This is a genomic window from Listeria tempestatis, assembly GCF_963575625.1.
GTDB lineage: Bacteria > Bacillota > Bacilli > Lactobacillales > Listeriaceae > Listeria > Listeria tempestatis.
The window spans coordinates 405,523-423,592 of sequence record NZ_CAUYTK010000002.1 but is presented as its reverse complement, the minus strand read 5'-3'; the positions used below and the strand labels follow the sequence as shown (position 1 = coordinate 423,592).

The window sequence follows — 18,070 nt, the reverse complement described above, 5'->3', positions numbered from 1 at the left end:
AGCAAAAAAGACAGGCGCTTTCACCTGTCTCTTTCACGAATGAAATACGATTAGCCTTCTGGATTTAATGCCACATTTTTTTGCGGCGAGAATGTCGAAATCGCATGTTTAAATACTAATTGTTGTTTTCCTTCTACATCAAGAAGAACCGTGAAATTATCGAAGCTAACAACTCTTCCACGTAATTGGAAACCATTTGTTAAAAATACAGTCGCCAAAATTTTCTCTTTTCTTAGTTGATTTAAGTATTGATCTTGTAACGCTTGTCCACCTTTAGTCATGTATACCTCTCCTATCTTTCTAAGAACTCCCTCAAAAGAGGTTCATCTAAAACAGTTTGAGAACCATTTTAAATTCATTACCCTGTATTTCGCACTCATAAACCGTTTATTCGTTTAAAAAACGCTGTATAGCGTCATCCGCCTGTGAAAAAGGATTTTCAGAAGTCATGTTAATCCAATTGACAGACATTCGATTTCTAAACCAAGTAAATTGGCGTTTCGCAAAGTGTCTTGAGTTCTTTTTTATTAATTCAATAGCCTCGTCCAAAGTAACTTGACCATCAAAGTATTGAAATAATTCTTTATAACCAATTGCTCTTGTTGCAGAATTGTCGCCTAGATATTGTTCATAGAGCCATTTTGCTTCACCTAGTAAGCCATCATTCATCATATGTAACACACGTTCATTGATTCGCTCATACAAAATTTCTCTAGGTAAATCTAAACCAATAAAAAGCGGTGAAAATTCAGGATTTAATTCACGCTGATTTTGCATAGAACTGAACGGTTTGCCACTCACATGCATAACCTCAAGTGCGCGAATCACTCGCCGTTTATTGTTAGGATGAATGATGTTGGCACTTTTTGGATCTTCCTTTTTTAGGCGCGCAAAAAGCGTTTCATTATCAAGTTGCTCCATTTCAGCACGAAAATTTACATCCTCACTAGAAGCTCCGAATGTGTAGTCATAAAAAACGGACTGAATATAAAGACCCGTCCCGCCAACAATAAAAGGGAGCTTGCCTCTTTTTGTAATATCTCTTATCGCTGTAATTGTTGCTTCCTTAAATTTTGAGGCAGTGAACGGTTTGTCCGGTGTCACAACATCAATCAAGTAATGCGGAACGCCTTCTTTTTCAGTTTCCGTAACTTTAGCTGTTCCAATATCAAGCTTTTTATATACTTGCATGGAGTCACCGCTAATGATTTCTCCGCGCCATTTTTTTGCTAATTGGATACTTAGCGCCGTCTTTCCTACTGCTGTTGGACCAACGAGGACAATGACAGGAATTTTAGCCAAATAGAACCCTCCTTGCATCTACTACTAATGTACCATGAAAAACGCTAGATGCAAACCTTTTTTTTTAAAATAAAAACTGACGATAATTTTACTACTATCGTCAGTTCTTTTCTTATCTATCGTGCCAATCCGCAGGCTCTCTGGCATCTTTAATCTCTGCTTCAAGTTCACTTTTTAGATTTTTTTCTGTGTCAGCGTCCCAGTGGAATAAGTTTTGCATTTCAAGAACGACTGCATCTTTCCACTCAAGTAAATATGGCATATCAAACAACATGTAACTTGTACGCCTTAAGAGGAAATCGATAGGATGGATAGCGGATTCATGGTAAACAGAATAATGCAATTCCGCATATAGACTATTCGGAAGTGTCGTAATACCTTTCTCCTTGTGTTCCTGTGCATACGTAAATAACTGATCAATATTCGTACCAAAGCGCTTCGCTAATTCACGTGAAACCGCAAGCGTCCAACCAAAACGATTACTACCCTCTTTTGCTTTTTTATCAATGAAAGCTTCTAAATTTTCTGATCCACCAATATCCCCACCTGAGATTGGTAGATGCTTCGTTTGAACTGCTTTATATGTTTTTCCTGTCTCACTACTAAGTGGTTTTGCTACTTCATCTAAAAGCTTTTCTGCCATTTTTCGGTAGCCTGTTAATTTTCCTCCGGCCATTGTAATAAGACCACTTTCAGAAAACCAAACTTCATCTTTACGGGAAATTTCGGATGGATCTTTTCCTTCCTCATAAATCAATGGCCGAACGCCTGCCCAGCTCGATTCAATGTCTTTTTCGGTAATTTTAACGTCTGGAAACATATAGTTAATCGCTTTAATCACATAATTGTGGTCTGATTCAAGTGCTTTCGGATGAATTGGAAATTCCTCATAAAACGTATCTGTCGTGCCCACATATACTTTTTTATCACGCGGAATCGCAAACACCATCCGACCATCTGGTGTATCAAAGTAAACAGCTTGTTCCATTGGGAATTTACTTTTATCGATGACTAAATGTACCCCTTTGGTTAAACGAAGATGTTTATTGTTGTGTGAATAGTCAAGGTTGCGCACACGATCAACCCATGGTCCCGCAGCATTGATTACTCTATGCCCTTTAATATCGTATACTCGGCCAGAAATACGATCTGTAACCGTAACCCCACGAACTTGTTTCTTATCGTCATAAATTAATTTTTCCGCACGCGTATAATTAATGGCAAGCGCTCCAAGTTCTACTGCTTTTTTCATCACTTCAATTGTTAAGCGCGCATCGTCTGTTCTGTACTCTACATAAAACCCAGAGCCTCTTAACCCCTCTTTTTTTACAAAAGGGTTTTTAGCAAGTGTTTCTTTTACGGAAAGAATTTGACGGCGCTCGTTTTTTTTGACTCCAGCAAGATAATCGTATAGACGAATTCCCATTGAAGCCGTTTTTTTGCCCATGTTTCCGCCCTTATGGAAGGGTAACATCATCCATTCTGGCGTAGTGACATGTGGACCATTTTCATAAACTATCGCCCGTTCTTTTCCGAGTTCTGCGACTTCTTTTACTTCAAATTGTTGAAGATAACGCAAGCCACCGTGTACAAGTTTTGTCGAACGGCTTGAGGTGCCGCTTGCAAAATCACCCATTTCAACGAGCGCCACTGACATGCCACGACTCGTTGCGTCAAGCGCAATTCCAGCGCCTGTTATTCCGCCACCGACAATAACTAGGTCAAACATTTCATCCTGCGTTTTTCTTTCAATTGTTTCTCTGTCAAATGCTGAAAATAATTGTACCATTTTGTTTATGCCCCCCTGAATTTAGACTACTTTCCGTTTAACTACTCGGCTTTTTCCACGTCGAGCAGTTTTTAAACATTTTGATGAAAAAAGGGACAACAAACAGAGCGATTGCGCTCGCCGTTTGTTGTCCCTCTCGTATCATCAGACTATTATTAACTTACTTTTATTATAGCGAATCCTTTTTGGAAAGCAAACTTTTTTGTTTAAAATGCTCACGAAGTGCCACAGCCTCACTTGGAAAGTCGGTAAAAATACCTGTTACTTGGGCTAAAAGAAAGGCTTCTATTTCTTCCTTTTGATTAACCGTCCAGTAACGCAATTTTCGGTTTGTTATCTTTTGCGGAAATGCAGCTTTAGAAAAATGTACTGCGCGGATTTGAAACGCCTCAAGTAGAGCTTCATTGACTTCATTTTCCTGATAGCAAATAAAAGCTAGCTCAACTGAATCACTTAGGGCTCGCATATTTTGAAGGCTTTTCAAATTGAATGAGGAAAAAAACACTTGCGAATTATGTTTTGTTTGTTGCCATACAATTTCTTCAATGCCAGTATATGAAAACATATCTGTTTTGAGTTCGATATTTAATTGCAAATTACTATTTTCAAATACGGCTAGTACTTCATCTAGTCTAGGCACGCGCAAGCTTGACGCGTCCGCCCCGCCCTTTTTAATCCGAAGTGCTTGTAGCTCTTTATAAGTCATGTCTTTCACGTAGCCTGTTCCGTTTGTTGTGCGCTCAACTTTTTCATCGTGAATGACGACTGGAACATTATCCTTTGTGAGCTGAACATCAAATTCAACACCTTCACAGCCTGAAAGTGAGGCAGCTTGGAAAGCGGGAATTGTATTTTCTGGAAATGAGCCAGAACTGCCTCTATGTGCGTAGATTTCAAACATATTGTGACACTCCTTTCTTTTTTACTATTCCAAATGGCTCAAATTTATTAAAATTCTTTAAAGACGTGGTTTTATGCGTTACAGTGAAATATTTGTATGTTATTATTGTACATGACTTCAAGAAACAAACAAAGATATAACACTAATAGGAGATGTTATTTTGAGAAGAACAGCTCGATACAGTAGAAAATATGTTCCAAGTATTGATGGACTTCGTGCACTTGCTGTCCTAGCTGTTATTGCCTATCACTTAAACTTTTCATGGGCACAAGGCGGTTTTATCGGCGTTGATATATTTTTTGTTCTTTCTGGATATTTAATTACAAACATTTTACTTACTCAATGGGAAAATGAAAATACAATTCACTTAAAAGAATTTTGGTTGCGGCGTTTTAGGCGTTTAATTCCTGCTGCATACTTGATGATAATTGTTGTTGTGATTTTTGCTGTCTTATTCAATCGCGAACTACTTACTACTTTACGCGGTGATGCTACTTCTTCATTCTTTTATATGAGCAATTGGTGGTTTATTTTTCACGATGTATCATATTTTGACTCATTTGGATTGCCTTCCCCGCTTAAAAATTTATGGTCACTTGCAATTGAAGAACAATTTTACTTGGTTTGGCCTTTATTTTTATATGGTTTCTTAAAATGGATTCGAAATCCTAAATGGTTACTGCGAATCATTTTAATTCTCGCACTTTTGTCTGCAATTTTAATGGCGGTCCTATATACACCTGGAACTGATCCAAGTCGCGTTTATTACGGCACTGACACACGTTTATTCGATTTACTTGTTGGCTGTGCGTTAGCATTTGTTTGGCCATTTAATCGATTAAGTCCGAAAATACCGCGGCAAAGTAAACTTGCTTTAAATATTACCGGGACGATAAGCATTGTTTTATTCTGCATACTCGTCTACACAATGAACGAATATCAACCATTCTTATATCGTGGAGGACTGCTGCTTGTTGCGATTCTTGGTGTTTTCATGATTGCAACTACCGCTCATCCTTCTTGTTATCTAAGCAGATTGTTTAGTTTTCGACCACTTCGCTGGATTGGGACGAGATCTTATGGTATTTATTTATGGCATTATCCGATTATCACACTCACAACTCCTGTCACAGAAATCGGACAACCGAGTCTTTTGAGAGCCTTTTTCCAGGTAACTGCCACTTTCATTATCGCAGAGCTTTCCTTCCGTTTTGTAGAAACTCCGATTCGCAAAAAAGGGTTCATAGCTTATGTGAAAGGCTTTAAGCATAAAAATTATACTGTAATTAAAAATAAACCAATTGGACTTTGGGCAGCTATTTCGGCACTTGTTCTTTCCATAGGAATTTTTGCAACTGGTATGTCCGGTATTCTTCCCATTAAAACACAGGCGGAACGAACAGTCACTGAAGTAAAAACGTCTACTAGTAATGAAAAAACAGAAAGTAAGCACGAAGAAAAACAATCCACTACAAAGCAAGAAACTGAACAAAAAGAGGAACCAAAAAAAGCTACAGCCCCTATTCCTCCAAAAAAATACACATACACCCAGACGCTAGCATTAGGCGACTCGATTATGATTGATATTGAGCCTTATTTAAAAGAAGCGATACCAAACGTGACTATCGACGGGAAAATTGGTCGACAGCTTATCGATGCCATTGATGTTTCTTACAGCTATTCTAAAAAATTCAACACAAAGGGTAGTGCCGTTTTAATTGAGCTTGGTACAAACGGTCCGTTTACTGAGACTCAGTTAAACAAACTTTTAGACCGCTTTGATCAGGCTGATGTTTATCTTGTCAATACACGCGTGCCGCGCGGTTGGGAATCAGAGGTAAACCAGTCCATCCAAAATGCATCAAGTCGTGAAAATGTCACTGTCATCGACTGGTACTCAGTTGCTGTAAAACATAGTAACTATTTTGGCACGGACGGCGTACACCTAACCAAAACAGGCTCCCAAGCCTATGTCAATTTAGCGCTTAGTGTCATGAAAAAATAAAGAACTTGGGACATAATTAGATTTTGTTTTATAAAAAAGATAGCGATAAGCAAAAATCCAGTAAACTCCATTTTTGAAAATGGCATGTTTACTGGATTTTTGTCTATTTTTTATTTATCTTTATTTTAACTTGTAGAAAAACTTAAAACTTCCGCAAAACAAAACGTCTCATGCAAAATCAGTACTTTTTTTATTAGGCAAAAACATCCGCCCAACTATCTTTTTTGCTTAGAAATTCACGAGCTAATTCTTGTGCGCCAGACAAACTATGACTAGCTGCAAAGCCACACTGGACTTCATTGCATGCAGGCACTTCGGTTGCAATTAAAACGTCGTTTAAGGTTGCTTCTAAAATACGTAGTACATCAGTAAAATCATCATGATTGATTAATGATACATAAAAGCCTGTTTGACATCCCATCGGACTAATATCAACGATTTTATCCGTATGATTTCGCGCAAGTTCTGCCATTAAATGCTCTAGCGAATGAAGTGCTGGCATTTCCATATGGGCTTTATTCGGCTGTTTGAACCGCACATCATACTTATAGATTTCATCGCCATGATAGCCCGTTTTTGTTCCCGCAAGCCGCACATATGGTGCTTTTACTTTTGTATGGTCTAAATTAAAGCTTTCCACATTCATTTTTTCCGTCATGTCTGGTAGCCCCCTATTCATTAAGATTCCGATGTTTCACTATCTGTAATTTCCGGTATTAGCGTCCACATATCAATTGGTTGTCCTTCCATCGCTTCATCAAGCACAAAAGAACCATTTGAATAGCGATCTGTAAGCCGCAAATTATGAACATCTAGTTCAACAAGTTGTTCCTTATTTGTTTCAATGATAATTTTATCTGTTTCACTTGCTAAAATCATCGCCACAAACCGATGTGGGTTTGATTTTAATTCCCGAAGCATAATTAATCCACGTTTTGCTCGTGTGATAGGTTCAAATTCCGAAAGTTTCATTTGTTTTAACGACCCGCGTTGCGTCACAAGAACCATATTTCTCGTTTCATCAGGACGAATTACAAAGCTACCAATAATTTCATCGTCTGCTTTTAAGTTAATCGCCTTAACACCCGCGGTACGCGCCCCAGAATCCGGTACTTCACTTACATTGTAACGCAGACCATAACCAAATTTTGTCGCTAAAAATACATCTTCTGTATTTGAGATAAGCGATACAGTAAGTAGTTCATCACGCTCTTTTAACTTAATTGCCATCATCGATTTTGAATAACGTTGCGGCTTATAATTTGTCATAAGTGATGACTTAATCATGCCATTTTTTGTTACAAACAAGAAGTAATGTGCTTCATCAAATTCTTGAACAACTTTTGCCGCGATAATTTCCTCACCTTGACTAATATCAGTTGCTAAGTGGCTAATGTGATCCCCGATATTTTTCCAGCGAATTTCTGGAAGCTCGTGCACAGGTCGATAAATGTAATTCCCTTTATTGGTAAAGAGTAGAACCGTATCCATCGTATTCACTTTCTCAATAAAAATAGGATGATCAGCATCTTTCATCGCAAGTTCAAGTCCGTTTGAGGCAGCATAGGAACGGATGCTTGTCCGCTTCACATAACCTTCTTTTGTGACAGAAACAACAACATCTTCACTCGCAACAAGCACTTCCGTATCAATTTTAATTTCAGAAATTTCCGCCTGCACTTCTGTTAAACGCGGCGTTTTATACTTCTTCTTAATTTCCGCAAGTTCTTCTTTTAAGACGCCGATAAGCGCATCCTCACTACCTAAAATTCGCTCTAAAAATGCAATTTTTTCAGTCAGTTCTTCTGCTTCAGTACGTAGCTCTGTAATATCTGTATTCGTCAAACGATAAAGTTGCAAGGACACAATCGCTTCCGCTTGCTTCTCACTAAACTCATAACGTTGTTCAAGATTGATTTTTGCATCACGCTTATCCTTCGATCCACGAATCAACTTAATCACTTCATCTAAAATTGACAAGGCTTTGATTAAACCGTCTAAAATATGTTGCCTTGCTCGCGCCTTCCGAATGTCGAATTCCGATCGTTTTGTAATAATCTCTTTTTGGTGCGCAATATAAGCATCTAATAACGCAGTAAGTCCCATCAAAACAGGACGTTTATTATGAATCGCTACCATGTTAAAATTATAACTGACTTGTAAATCCGTATTCTTAAATAGGTAATTAAGTACTCCTTCAGCATTGGCATCTTTTTTTAGCTCAATCGCAATTCTAAGACCCGTACGATCCGTTTCATCACGCACTTCTGAAATGCCTTCGATTTTCTTTTCAATGCGTAGCTCGTCAATTCGTTTCACCAAATTCGCTTTATTAATTTCATAAGGAATTTCATGAATCGTAATTTGTTTGCGTCCGCCGCGAATGTCCTCAATTTCCGTTTTTGAACGAACAACAACACGGCCTTTTCCCGTTTCATATGCCTTCTTAATGCCTTCTGCCCCTTGAATGATACCCCCAGTTGGAAAATCAGGCCCCTTCACAATTTTAAGAAGCGTATCTAAATCACAATCTGGTCTACTGAGTCGTTTTACAACTGCATCAATAATTTCTGTTAGATTGTGTGGCGGTATGTCTGTCGCATACCCCGCCGAAATCCCCGTTGAGCCATTCACAAGAAGATTAGGGAAACGTGCAGGTAATACGGTTGGTTCACTCGATGTATCATCAAAATTCGGAACAAAATCAACTGTTTCTTTTTCAATATCACGCAGAAGTTCCGCAGAAATTGGTGATAATCTCGCCTCCGTATAACGCATCGCAGCAGGAGGATCTCCGTCCACACTACCGTTATTCCCGTGCATCTCAATAAGTGCATTTCGTACTTTCCAGTCCTGACTCATCCGAACCATCGCATCATAAACAGAAGTATCACCGTGCGGATGATAATTCCCAATAACATTACCAACTGTTTTAGCTGATTTCCGGAAACCTTTTTCTGCTGTGTTTCCCTCTTCGTTCATCGCGAATAAAATCCGACGTTGTACTGGTTTTAAGCCGTCTCTTGCGTCAGGAAGCGCACGTTCTTGAATGATATATTTACTATAACGACCAAAACGATCGCCCATTACTTCTTCAAGCGCTAAGTCTTGAATATGTTGTTCTGGTGTACTCAAACTTCCCGCACCTCCTGACTAATCATATTTTCGTTCTCAAGAATACTTTGATCATCCTCTAAACTAAATTCAACATTATTTTCAATCCATTTCCGTCTCGGCTCTACCTTATCACCCATCAATGTAGCAACTCTTCTCTCAGCACGAGCAGCATCTTCAATGCGGACGCGAATCAATGTCCGTGACTCCGGATTCATCGTCGTTTCCCACAATTGGTCAGCATTCATTTCACCAAGACCTTTATAGCGCTGAATCATATAGCCTTTTCCAATTTTTTTAATACAGCTGTCAAGCTCGTCATCTGTCCAGGCATATTCGACAACTTCCTTTTTCCCAGAACCCTTACTCACTTTATATAAAGGGGGCAGTGCGATGTAAACTTTTCCTGCTTCGACGAGCGGCTTCATGTAGCGATAGAAGAACGTTAGGAGTAACACTTGAATATGTGCACCGTCTGTATCCGCATCGGTCATGATGACAATTTTATCGTAATTACAATCCTCTACTTCAAATTCCGAACCAACCCCGGCCCCAACTGTGTGGATAATCGTATTGATTTCTTCATTTTTCATAATGTCTTGTAATTTCGCTTTTTCCGTATTAATCACTTTTCCTCGAAGCGGCAAAATCGCTTGAAATCTTCTGTCACGCCCTTGTTTTGCAGAACCACCAGCCGAGTCTCCTTCGACTAAATACAGTTCATTTTTGTTCGGATTACGCGACTGAGCAGGTGTAAGTTTACCAGAAAGCAAGGTTTCTGAACGTTTCCGTTTTTTGCCATTACGTGTTTCCTCACGTGCTTTACGGGCTGCTTCACGCGCTTCACGCGCTTTAACAGCCTTTTTCACTAATAGGCTACTAGTATCAGGATTCTCTGCTAAAAAATATGCTAAATGCTCTGCTACGACAGCATCCACCGCTGGACGTGCTTCTGCTGTCCCTAATTTTTCTTTCGTTTGCCCTTCAAATTGCAGAAGATTTTCTGGAACTCGAACAGAGAGCACAGCCGACAAACCTTCGCGAATGTCGCTACCCTCCAAATTTTTATCTTTTTCCTTTAAAATACCTACACGTTTTGCATATTCATTAAAGACGCGCGTCATTGCCGCCTTCATACCCGATTCATGCGTTCCCGCGCCTCTTGTACGCACATTGTTAACAAAACTTAAAATGTTTTCCGAATAACCGTCGTTAAATTGAAATGCCATTTCCATTTCAATCGTACCGCTTTCCCCTTCAAAGGAAACGACAGGATGCAAAACATCTTTTCCTTCATTGATATATTCAACAAAGTTTTTCACGCCTTCTTCAAAGTGAAAAGCTTCTCCCATACCAACACGCTCATCAATTAGTTCAATCCGCATTCCTTTTAATAAAAATGCTGATTCGCGTAAACGCTCTGAAAGGGTTTCATAATTAAAAGAAGTGACAGGAAAAATACTTTCATCTGGCTTAAAACGGATGGTTGTACCCGTCTCTTTTGATTTTCCGATTTTTCTAAGCGTCCCATCAGGCTTACCGCCACGAATGAAATTCTGCTCATAGATAGCGCCGTCACGACAAATGGTCACTTTCAACCATTCCGAAAGTGCGTTCACAACGGAAGAACCTACACCGTGCAAGCCCCCACTTGTTTTATATCCGCCCTCTTGACCAAATTTTCCTCCCGCGTGAAGAACGGTTAAAATAACTTCAACGGTCGGCTTCCCCGTTTTATGCATCCCAACAGGCATACCGCGCCCCTTATCCGCTACACTGACGCTACCGTCATCATGAAGGACGACTTTAATTTCATGGCCGAATCCAGCTAGAGCTTCATCGACGGAATTATCAACGATCTCATAAACAAGGTGATGCAAACCTCTAACATCCGTTGACCCGATATACATCGCTGGACGCTTTCGAACTGCATCTAACCCTTCTAAAACTTGAATAGAATCATCATTGTAAACATTTTTAGGCATCTATTCTTAACTCCTTTCGTGCATTATCCCTTAAATTATCAAGCAGTCCTCAAACAGCTACCCTAACAGAATAGCATTAACTCTTAAAAATGGGAAGTATATTTCTTAAACCGCGAAAAAACAGGCTCTTTTTTGAACCTGCTTTATGTCTTTTCATTCAGCTAGCTCTTGGTAAGCAATTTTTATGCAATAATCCATCACAACTGGATGCGTTTCTTCTAAGCGTTCATATGCCTCTTCATTTTGAATACCAAGCTGTGCCCAAAATACCTTCGCATCGATTTCCAAAAACTCGCGAGCAATCTCTGGCAAAAATTCAGAACGTCTGAAAACATTAACAATATCAACAGGCTCTTTAATGTCTGTTAAACGTGCCACAGCTTTCTCCCCGAGAATTTCATCGACCTTTGGATTGACCGGAATAATTTTATATCCAGCTTCTTGCATGACTTTTGAAACTTGATAACTTGTACGTTCTGGTTTATCGCTTAGACCAACTACCGCAATGGTTTTTGCATCCTTTAAAATTTTATCACGCGCTTCTTTTGTCGCTTGATACATCCAAATCGCTCCTTTTTAAAAAGTGCTTCATTCCTTATTCTATCGCTATCTTGAATGAAAGTAAAGAACAGAACGATTTTTCACCAATCCTAATTTTTTTATGCTATAATTCTTATTATGAGTTTATAAAGAGGAGTTTTCACATGCTTACCAAACTAATTTTATTGTCTATCCTTGCCTATCTAATCGGCTCTATACCTTCTGGCTTATGGATTGGAAAACTATTCTACAAAAAGGATATTCGTGAACACGGAAGTGGCAACTTGGGTGCCACCAATTCATTTCGCGTTTTAGGCTTAACGCCTGGCATCATTGTAACTGTTATGGACATCTTAAAAGGAACTATTGCCACGTTACTTCCGTTCTTTTTTCTCCCAAACATCGACCACCATTACATGCTATTAACAGGTGTATTTGCCATTATTGGTCATAGTTTTCCTATTTTTGCAAGTTTTCGCGGGGGAAAAGCCGTTGCAACATCGGCTGGTGTCGTTTTGGCCTACGCACCAATTCTATTTATACTGGCAGTCCTCGTATTCCTTTTAACCCTTAAAATCAGTAAATATGTGTCGCTTAGTTCGATGATTGCAGCCGCTTCTGCCTTCATCATCTCATTATTTTTAGGCGACCCAATCTTAATCATTCTCATTACAGCACTCGCAATTTTCATTATTTGGCGCCATAAAGCCAATCTTAAACGCATCAAAGAAGGTACTGAACCAAAAATTAAATGGATGTAAAAAACGAGTTCAAAACATAATTAGATTTTGTTTTATAAAAAAATCCAGTAAAATTCATTTTTAAAAATGGATTTTACTGGATTTTTGCTTATTTATTTCCCAAACTCATTTTTAGTTATCCAACTTGAATCGTATAGTTCGCTGTAAAAATAGCTTCCGGTTCTAGTTGTTCAATCCCCGCTTTATCTCGAAGTTCAACTGGGCTTCCTACACCATCAGCAATTCCGTACCACGGTTCAATGCATAAAAATGGCGTCCCCTCTCCTGCTGTCCAGATACCAACGAAAGGAAAATTTGGAAAGTCAACTTGTATAAAATGTGCGTGCTTTTTAGAACGAATCGCAATTTTATTCTCTTTAAGTCCTTCAAAAATCAAGGCATCATTCGCAAACAGCTCATAATTAATTGGCAGTTCAGCCGTTTCTTCTTCTGTCACCCGTTTTAATTTACCAGAGCGATATGGTCCTTCTAGCTGCAATGATTCAAGCTCCTCTTTCGCATGGAAATCTAAATAATAATCATCGAATTCAGTTCCTTCAACAAGCGGGAGATTAAACGCGGGATGCGCACCAATTGAAAAGTAAATTCGTTTTTCATCCGTGTTTTCAACTTGGTACTCAACATGCACGCCGTCTTCAAGCAGCGTGTAGCTGACCGTCAAATGAAACGCATATGGATACACCAAACTTGATTTTTCATCCGCAGAAAGCTCTAAAACGCACTTATCTCGCAAAAGCTCGATCACTTTAAATTCGCGGTCACGCGCAAAACCATGTTGCGGTAGATGGAATGCCTCGCCGTCGACAAAATATGTGTCATCTACAAGCCTCCCAACTGTTGGGAATAAAATAGGGGCATGTCGTCCCCAAAATGCGGCATCCGCATTCCACAGATAGTCTAGCCGCGTTTGTTTATTATAAATTTTAGTAAGCTCTGCTCCCGCTTCCTTAATTTCGATAAGCATCGAGTCATTCTCAAGTTTAATCATGTTTTTCTCCCTCCAAGTGAAATCTGTTAATCTGATCCCACTTCGCTTCATTTTTTAAAACCGAAAGTTGAATTTCTCCAAATAAATCAAAATGTGGTAAATGATCATGCCCAAAATCAATATAGGCTTCCGGCAATTGGTACTTCTTTCCCCATGCCTTTAATACATCTATATCCGAGCTAGCCACTTTTGTCACCGTCTTCGAACTAGGAAAGCGCTCATCCAGCCAGTAGTGCGTTAAAATGGCAATCTCGCCGCGCATTGCTTTTTCTTTAAAAGCATTTAATTCAGCACGTTTCACACCAAATGCCATATTAATTCGCTCCTTCTACAGCCTGTTCATACTTTTCATGCCAATCTTTTAACACTCGTTTTAAAGCTACTGGTTTAAAATCATCCTTCGTCACACAAACATGCTTCGTCTCGCCGGTAATCGCTATTTCACCTGATTCCGCATAACGAATTTCATATCCATAAGTAACACGCACGCCATCATATTTCGAAAGCCATGTTTTAACAATGGCATTTTGTCCGTACCGAAGTGGCTTCCCGTAATGAATGGCCACATCAATAACTGGTGATAAGTAACCGAGCTGCTCCATATCAAAGTAACGCAGTCCCAAACTTTCAATAAAACGAGTCCTTCCCAGTTCCATCCAAATTAAATAGTTCGCATGATAAACCACACCCATTTGATCTGTTTCAGCATAGCGAACTTCAATTTCTGTTTCCGTAAAAGTCATCTTTTATCTCCCCTAAAACCCGTATTTACTAACATTTTAGCAAATTTCACACCAAAACAGAAACAATTAGGATGAAAAAAGCTCCCACAATATGTGAGAGCTTTCATGATAGGTTGATAAATCCAGTCAAAATATCTGGTATTATCAGTCCACACATTTAGTTATTTTTTAATTTTTCCAGCTCTACCAAGAATTTATCATTTAAAACGCGAATGAACGTACCTTTCATACCTAGTGAACGGGAATCAATCACGCCCGCACTTTCTAATTTACGAAGCGCATTTACGATTACCGAACGCGTAATGCCAACTCGGTCAGCGATTTTAGATGCGACAAGTAAGCCTTCTTTGCCGTTTAACTCATCAAAAATATGTTCAATTGCTTCTAATTCACTGTAAGAAAGGGAACTGATAGCCATTTGTACAACCGCACGGCTACGCGCTTCTTCTTCAATTTCTTCTGCTTTTTCATGTAAAATTTCCATACCTACAACTGTGCTACCATATTCTGCTAAAAGTAAGTCATCATCAGTAAATTTGTTTTCTAAACGAGAAAGAATTAATGTTCCAAGGCGTTCTCCACCACCAACAACAGGGACAATCGTTGTTAATCCTTTTGTAAATAAATCACTATTTTCAATCGGAAAGGCTGTATATTGACTGGAAACCTCAAGGTTAGCAGATGTTTCGTTCACATTAAATAAACTTTGTGTGTATTCTTCTGGGAATTGACGTTCAGTCAGCATTTGCTTCATACGTTCATTTTCAATTGGCAAAATTTCGGAATATCCTAAAAGTTTCCCTTTACGACTTACGATATACGTATTTGCTTCAATCACATCACTAAGTGTATCTGCCATTTCTTTAAAGTTTACCGTTTTCCCTGCTGCGTTTTGTAACATTGCATTAATTTTTCTTGTTTTTTCTAATAAAGTCATTATTAGATCCTCCTAAAATTTATAAAATAAATTGTGTTAAATCCTTACTTTGCATAATTGCTTCTAGTTTTTCATTAACATAACTTTCCGTGACTGTAACAGAATCAAGTGTAATATCTGGTGCTTCAAAAAGCAAGTCCTCAAGTAATTTTTCTAGGATTGTATGCAATCTTCTGGCACCAATATTATCAGATTCCTGATTCACTTGGAAGGCAATTTCTGCCAACCTTTCCACTGCTTCTTTTGTAAAAATTAAATCAATATTTTCGGCTTTAAGCAACGCTTTATATTGTTTAATAAGCGCATTGTCTGGCTCTGTTAAAATCTTGATGAAATCCTCTTGCGAAAGCTTATCAAGTTCAATGCGAATTGGAAAGCGCCCCTGAAGTTCAGGAATCAAATCAGATGGCTTTGAAATATGAAAAGCTCCTGCTGCGATAAATAAAATAAATTCTGTGTTTACCGTACCATATTTTGTTGCAATTTGCGACCCCTCAACAATAGGTAAAATATCTCGTTGTACACCTTCGCGAGAAACTTGAGCATTACCGTTACCATTTTGACTTGTCACTTTATCAATTTCATCAATAAAAATGATTCCCATCTGCTCAGCACGACGAATTCCCTCAGAAGAAACTTCTTCCTGATCAATCAATTTTGTCGCCTCATCCTCAAAAAGAATTTTCTTCGCTTCTTTAACAGTTACTTTGCGTTTCTTTTTCTTCTTAGGGAAAAACCCTGAAAAAGCATCCTGCATACCCGCCATTTGATCCATGCCGCTTCCTTTGAGCATATCAAACATTTGATTTTGTTGCTCAGTCACTTCAACCGTCACAACTTCATCATCAAGCTCACCAGTTTTGATGCGGTATTCCAATTTATTTCGTTTTTCTCTTAACTCATCATCCACAACTTCTTGCTCGTCCTGACTAGTTGCAGCCCCTTGAAAAAGTGCTTCAAAAGGATTTTGAGTTGTTTGTTGTTTTTTCTTTTGAGACGGCGCAAGCAGCTTCACAATACGTTTTTCCGCATTTTCTTCTGCTTTAAAACGAACCAACTGCATTTTTTCTTCTTTTACTAAACGAACTGACACCTCAACTAAATCTCGCACCATCGACTCAACATCACGGCCAACGTAACCTACTTCAGTAAATTTTGTTGCTTCGACCTTTGTAAAAGGTGCTCGAACAATTTTAGCAATTCTACGCGCTATTTCAGTTTTCCCTACACCTGTAGGACCAATCATTAAAATATTTTTTGGAATGATTTCATCCCGCATTTCTTCGTCCATCATCATACGTCGATAGCGGTTTCTAAGCGCAACAGCAACGGATTTCTTGGCGCCATTTTGACCAATAATGTATTGATCAAGTCGTTCAACAATTTGTCGCGGGGTTAAACTTACAGTATCTAAACTATTCACCATCCATCACTCCTTCATAGCTCTTCAACAATAATATGATCATTTGTGAAAACACAGATTTCAGAGGCGATCTCAAGTGCATGTTTCGCAATTTCCTTCGCTTCCATATGTTCCCCGCTATACCTTTTTAAAGCTCGACCTGCACTAAGCGCATAGTTTCCCCCTGAACCAATTGCAAGAATACCATCATCTGGCTCAATAACCTCACCCGTACCTGAGACTAACAGCAAAGTGTCTTGATCCATCACGATAAGCATCGCTTCCAATTTCCGTAGAACATTATCACTGCGCCATTGTTTAGCGAGCTCAACGGAAGCACGTTCTAAATTGCCACCATATTCATTTAACTTACCTTCAAATTTTTCAAATAATGTAAAAGCATCGGCAACAGAACCAGCAAACCCCGCAATTACTTTATCATGAAATAAACGTCTTACTTTTCTAGCATTGTGCTTCATAATGACTGACTCGCCAAGTGTGACTTGTCCGTCCCCAGCCATCGCAGCTTTTCCATTATGATGAACAGCAAATATTGTTGTAGCATGCATTTCCATCATTTTCGCCTCCTAATTTTATGCTCTCGGATGATGCTTCATATAGGTTGCTTTCAAATGTTCTTTTGTAACATGTGTGTAGATTTGCGTGGAAGAAAGACTAGCATGACCTAATAACTCTTGAACTGTACGCATGTCCGCCCCGTTATTAAGTAAATCTGTCGCAAATGTGTGACGCAACATATGTGGATGAATTTTTCTTGTTAGAGATGCTTTTTCTATCACTTTCGTTAGCGCATAGCGGATACCTCTAGCTGTTAGAGGATCCCCGTAATGATTAACTAACAAAAAATTATGTTCTTTCCGATGTTTCTGCATGAGAACTTTTCGCCCTTTAGCCAAATACTCTTGCATGGCATCCTCAAAAAAAGAACCGAAAGGCACATACCTTTCTTTATTTCCTTTTCCCCTAATTAAAATGGCTTGATAGGATTGATCGATATCGTTCATCTGAATATCAGCACTTTCTGACACACGAATTCCTGTTCCATATAAAAGTTCAAGGATAACACGATTTCGAAGTGTAAGCGCTTCATCACTCTCATACACAACTTGAAATAAAGCTTCCATCTCCTCATTATAGAAAAACTTCGGAAGCCTTAACTCACTTTTCGCATGTGAAACATAAGTAAATGGATTTGAACTCACAAACTCTTCACGTAGCATAAAATTGTAGAAGCTACGCAAACTTGAAATTTTTCTAGAAACGGAACTTCTTGAATACTCTTTCCTCTTAAGTTCAGTTAAATACAATCGAATCGACAAGTAGTCAACATCTTGATAATTCAAAATATGCTGTTGATTCAAAAAAGTTTGAAAATCCAAGATATCATCATGGTAAGCAATTACAGTGTTATCTGAATAATTCCGCTCATTTTGGATATATGTCATAAACATTTCCATAATTTGCTGTTCTTTCACGATATTCACACCTTTCAAACACTACCATAGTATCATAAGGACTAACAAGTTGCAATGATTTCACGCATTTTTCGCAACATTTCCAATTAAACTAGAATCCACTTCAA

At 38.7% G+C, this 18,070-nt stretch carries 17 protein-coding genes; 2 read left to right on the top strand and 15 right to left on the bottom strand.

Annotated features, from left to right (window positions below; all coding sequences use genetic code 11):
- Nucleotides 1–50: 50 nt before the first annotated feature.
- The 4 genes from hfq to R8923_RS04785 form a co-directional block, all read right to left on the bottom strand.
- Nucleotides 51–281, bottom strand: a complete 231-nt coding sequence (gene hfq / locus R8923_RS04800) for an RNA chaperone Hfq (RefSeq protein WP_485871619.1) — start codon at nucleotides 279–281, stop codon at nucleotides 51–53.
- Nucleotides 282–387: 106 nt separating this feature from the next.
- On the bottom strand, nucleotides 388–1,302 hold the full coding sequence (gene miaA / locus R8923_RS04795; RefSeq protein WP_485871618.1) for a tRNA (adenosine(37)-N6)-dimethylallyltransferase MiaA: 915 nt from the start codon (nucleotides 1,300–1,302) through the stop codon (nucleotides 388–390).
- 112 nt (nucleotides 1,303–1,414) lie between these two features.
- Nucleotides 1,415–3,091 (bottom strand): glycerol-3-phosphate dehydrogenase/oxidase, encoded by a 1,677-nt coding sequence (locus R8923_RS04790; protein ID WP_485871617.1) that lies wholly within the window; start codon nucleotides 3,089–3,091, stop codon nucleotides 1,415–1,417.
- Between the two features lie 169 nt (nucleotides 3,092–3,260).
- Nucleotides 3,261–3,992: a glycerophosphodiester phosphodiesterase family protein gene (locus tag R8923_RS04785; protein WP_485871616.1), complete on the bottom strand. Its 732-nt coding sequence runs from the start codon at nucleotides 3,990–3,992 to the stop codon at nucleotides 3,261–3,263.
- A gap of 160 nt (nucleotides 3,993–4,152) precedes the next feature.
- Between R8923_RS04785 and R8923_RS04780 the strand changes: the two genes are divergently transcribed.
- Nucleotides 4,153–5,997, top strand: a complete 1,845-nt coding sequence (locus tag R8923_RS04780) for an acyltransferase family protein (protein ID WP_485871615.1) — start codon at nucleotides 4,153–4,155, stop codon at nucleotides 5,995–5,997.
- 193 nt (nucleotides 5,998–6,190) lie between these two features.
- On the opposite strand, the gene R8923_RS04775 is transcribed toward R8923_RS04780, so the two are convergent.
- The 4 genes from R8923_RS04775 to R8923_RS04760 all read right to left on the bottom strand — a co-directional run bounded on the left by R8923_RS04775 (nucleotide 6,191) and on the right by R8923_RS04760 (nucleotide 11,657).
- Complete coding sequence (locus tag R8923_RS04775) at nucleotides 6,191–6,655, bottom strand: S-ribosylhomocysteine lyase (RefSeq protein ID WP_485871614.1); 465 nt, start codon at nucleotides 6,653–6,655, stop codon at nucleotides 6,191–6,193.
- Between the two features lie 20 nt (nucleotides 6,656–6,675).
- Nucleotides 6,676–9,132 (bottom strand): DNA topoisomerase IV subunit A, encoded by a 2,457-nt coding sequence (gene parC, locus R8923_RS04770; protein ID WP_485871613.1) that lies wholly within the window; start codon nucleotides 9,130–9,132, stop codon nucleotides 6,676–6,678.
- Entirely contained in the window at nucleotides 9,129–11,096 is a 1,968-nt protein-coding gene (gene parE / locus R8923_RS04765; RefSeq protein WP_485871612.1) for a DNA topoisomerase IV subunit B, read from the bottom strand. Before parE ends, parC begins: the two co-directional genes overlap by 4 nt.
- A gap of 153 nt (nucleotides 11,097–11,249) precedes the next feature.
- Nucleotides 11,250–11,657, bottom strand: coding sequence for a CoA-binding protein (locus R8923_RS04760; protein ID WP_485871611.1), 408 nt, complete (start codon nucleotides 11,655–11,657; stop codon nucleotides 11,250–11,252).
- 143 nt (nucleotides 11,658–11,800) lie between these two features.
- Between R8923_RS04760 and plsY the strand changes: the two genes are divergently transcribed.
- A complete protein-coding gene (gene plsY, locus R8923_RS04755; RefSeq protein WP_485871610.1) occupies nucleotides 11,801–12,397 on the top strand; it encodes a glycerol-3-phosphate 1-O-acyltransferase PlsY in 597 nt (198 codons plus the stop codon).
- 115 nt (nucleotides 12,398–12,512) lie between these two features.
- Here plsY and R8923_RS04750 read toward each other — a convergent pair whose 3' ends face one another.
- From R8923_RS04750 to xerC, 7 genes are all read right to left on the bottom strand, one after another.
- Nucleotides 12,513–13,385 (bottom strand): aldose 1-epimerase family protein, encoded by an 873-nt coding sequence (locus R8923_RS04750; protein ID WP_485871609.1) that lies wholly within the window; start codon nucleotides 13,383–13,385, stop codon nucleotides 12,513–12,515.
- Entirely contained in the window at nucleotides 13,378–13,698 is a 321-nt protein-coding gene (locus tag R8923_RS04745; RefSeq protein ID WP_485871608.1) for a hypothetical protein, read from the bottom strand. Before R8923_RS04745 ends, R8923_RS04750 begins: the two co-directional genes overlap by 8 nt.
- A gap of 1 nt (nucleotide 13,699) precedes the next feature.
- Nucleotides 13,700–14,128, bottom strand: coding sequence for an acyl-CoA thioesterase (locus tag R8923_RS04740; protein WP_485871607.1), 429 nt, complete (start codon nucleotides 14,126–14,128; stop codon nucleotides 13,700–13,702).
- A gap of 157 nt (nucleotides 14,129–14,285) precedes the next feature.
- Complete coding sequence (codY, locus tag R8923_RS04735) at nucleotides 14,286–15,065, bottom strand: GTP-sensing pleiotropic transcriptional regulator CodY (RefSeq protein WP_088808753.1); 780 nt, start codon at nucleotides 15,063–15,065, stop codon at nucleotides 14,286–14,288.
- 19 nt (nucleotides 15,066–15,084) lie between these two features.
- Complete coding sequence (gene hslU, locus R8923_RS04730; RefSeq protein ID WP_485871606.1) at nucleotides 15,085–16,491, bottom strand: ATP-dependent protease ATPase subunit HslU; 1,407 nt, start codon at nucleotides 16,489–16,491, stop codon at nucleotides 15,085–15,087.
- 11 nt (nucleotides 16,492–16,502) lie between these two features.
- Nucleotides 16,503–17,042 carry an ATP-dependent protease subunit HslV gene (gene hslV / locus R8923_RS04725; protein ID WP_485871642.1) on the bottom strand — a complete coding sequence of 180 codons (540 nt, stop codon included), beginning with the start codon at nucleotides 17,040–17,042 and terminating at the stop codon, nucleotides 16,503–16,505.
- An 18-nt stretch (nucleotides 17,043–17,060) separates the two neighbouring features.
- The gene (gene xerC / locus R8923_RS04720; RefSeq protein WP_485871641.1) at nucleotides 17,061–17,966 is read right to left on the bottom strand and encodes a tyrosine recombinase XerC; all 906 of its coding nucleotides are present in this window, start codon (nucleotides 17,964–17,966) and stop codon (nucleotides 17,061–17,063) included.
- Nucleotides 17,967–18,070: the final 104 nt, after the last annotated feature.

Bases quoted from the DNA above. Each gene is read 5' to 3' on its own strand.
- hslV (WP_485871642.1), bottom strand. From the start codon at position 17,042: ATGGAAATGCATGCTACAACAATATTTGCTGTTCATCATAATGGAAAA.
- R8923_RS04745 (WP_485871608.1), bottom strand. From the start codon at position 13,698: ATGGCATTTGGTGTGAAACGTGCTGAATTAAATGCTTTTAAAGAAAAA.
- hslU (WP_485871606.1), bottom strand. From the start codon at position 16,491: ATGGTGAATAGTTTAGATACTGTAAGTTTAACCCCGCGACAAATTGTT.
- R8923_RS04785 (WP_485871616.1), bottom strand. From the start codon at position 3,992: ATGTTTGAAATCTACGCACATAGAGGCAGTTCTGGCTCATTTCCAGAA.
- R8923_RS04790 (WP_485871617.1), bottom strand. From the start codon at position 3,091: ATGGTACAATTATTTTCAGCATTTGACAGAGAAACAATTGAAAGAAAA.
- parE (WP_485871612.1), bottom strand. From the start codon at position 11,096: ATGCCTAAAAATGTTTACAATGATGATTCTATTCAAGTTTTAGAAGGG.
- plsY (WP_485871610.1), top strand. From the start codon at position 11,801: ATGCTTACCAAACTAATTTTATTGTCTATCCTTGCCTATCTAATCGGC.
- hfq (WP_485871619.1), bottom strand. From the start codon at position 281: ATGACTAAAGGTGGACAAGCGTTACAAGATCAATACTTAAATCAACTA.
- R8923_RS04760 (WP_485871611.1), bottom strand. From the start codon at position 11,657: ATGTATCAAGCGACAAAAGAAGCGCGTGATAAAATTTTAAAGGATGCA.
- R8923_RS04775 (WP_485871614.1), bottom strand. From the start codon at position 6,655: ATGACGGAAAAAATGAATGTGGAAAGCTTTAATTTAGACCATACAAAA.
- R8923_RS04750 (WP_485871609.1), bottom strand. From the start codon at position 13,385: ATGATTAAACTTGAGAATGACTCGATGCTTATCGAAATTAAGGAAGCG.
- R8923_RS04740 (WP_485871607.1), bottom strand. From the start codon at position 14,128: ATGACTTTTACGGAAACAGAAATTGAAGTTCGCTATGCTGAAACAGAT.
- codY (WP_088808753.1), bottom strand. From the start codon at position 15,065: ATGACTTTATTAGAAAAAACAAGAAAAATTAATGCAATGTTACAAAAC.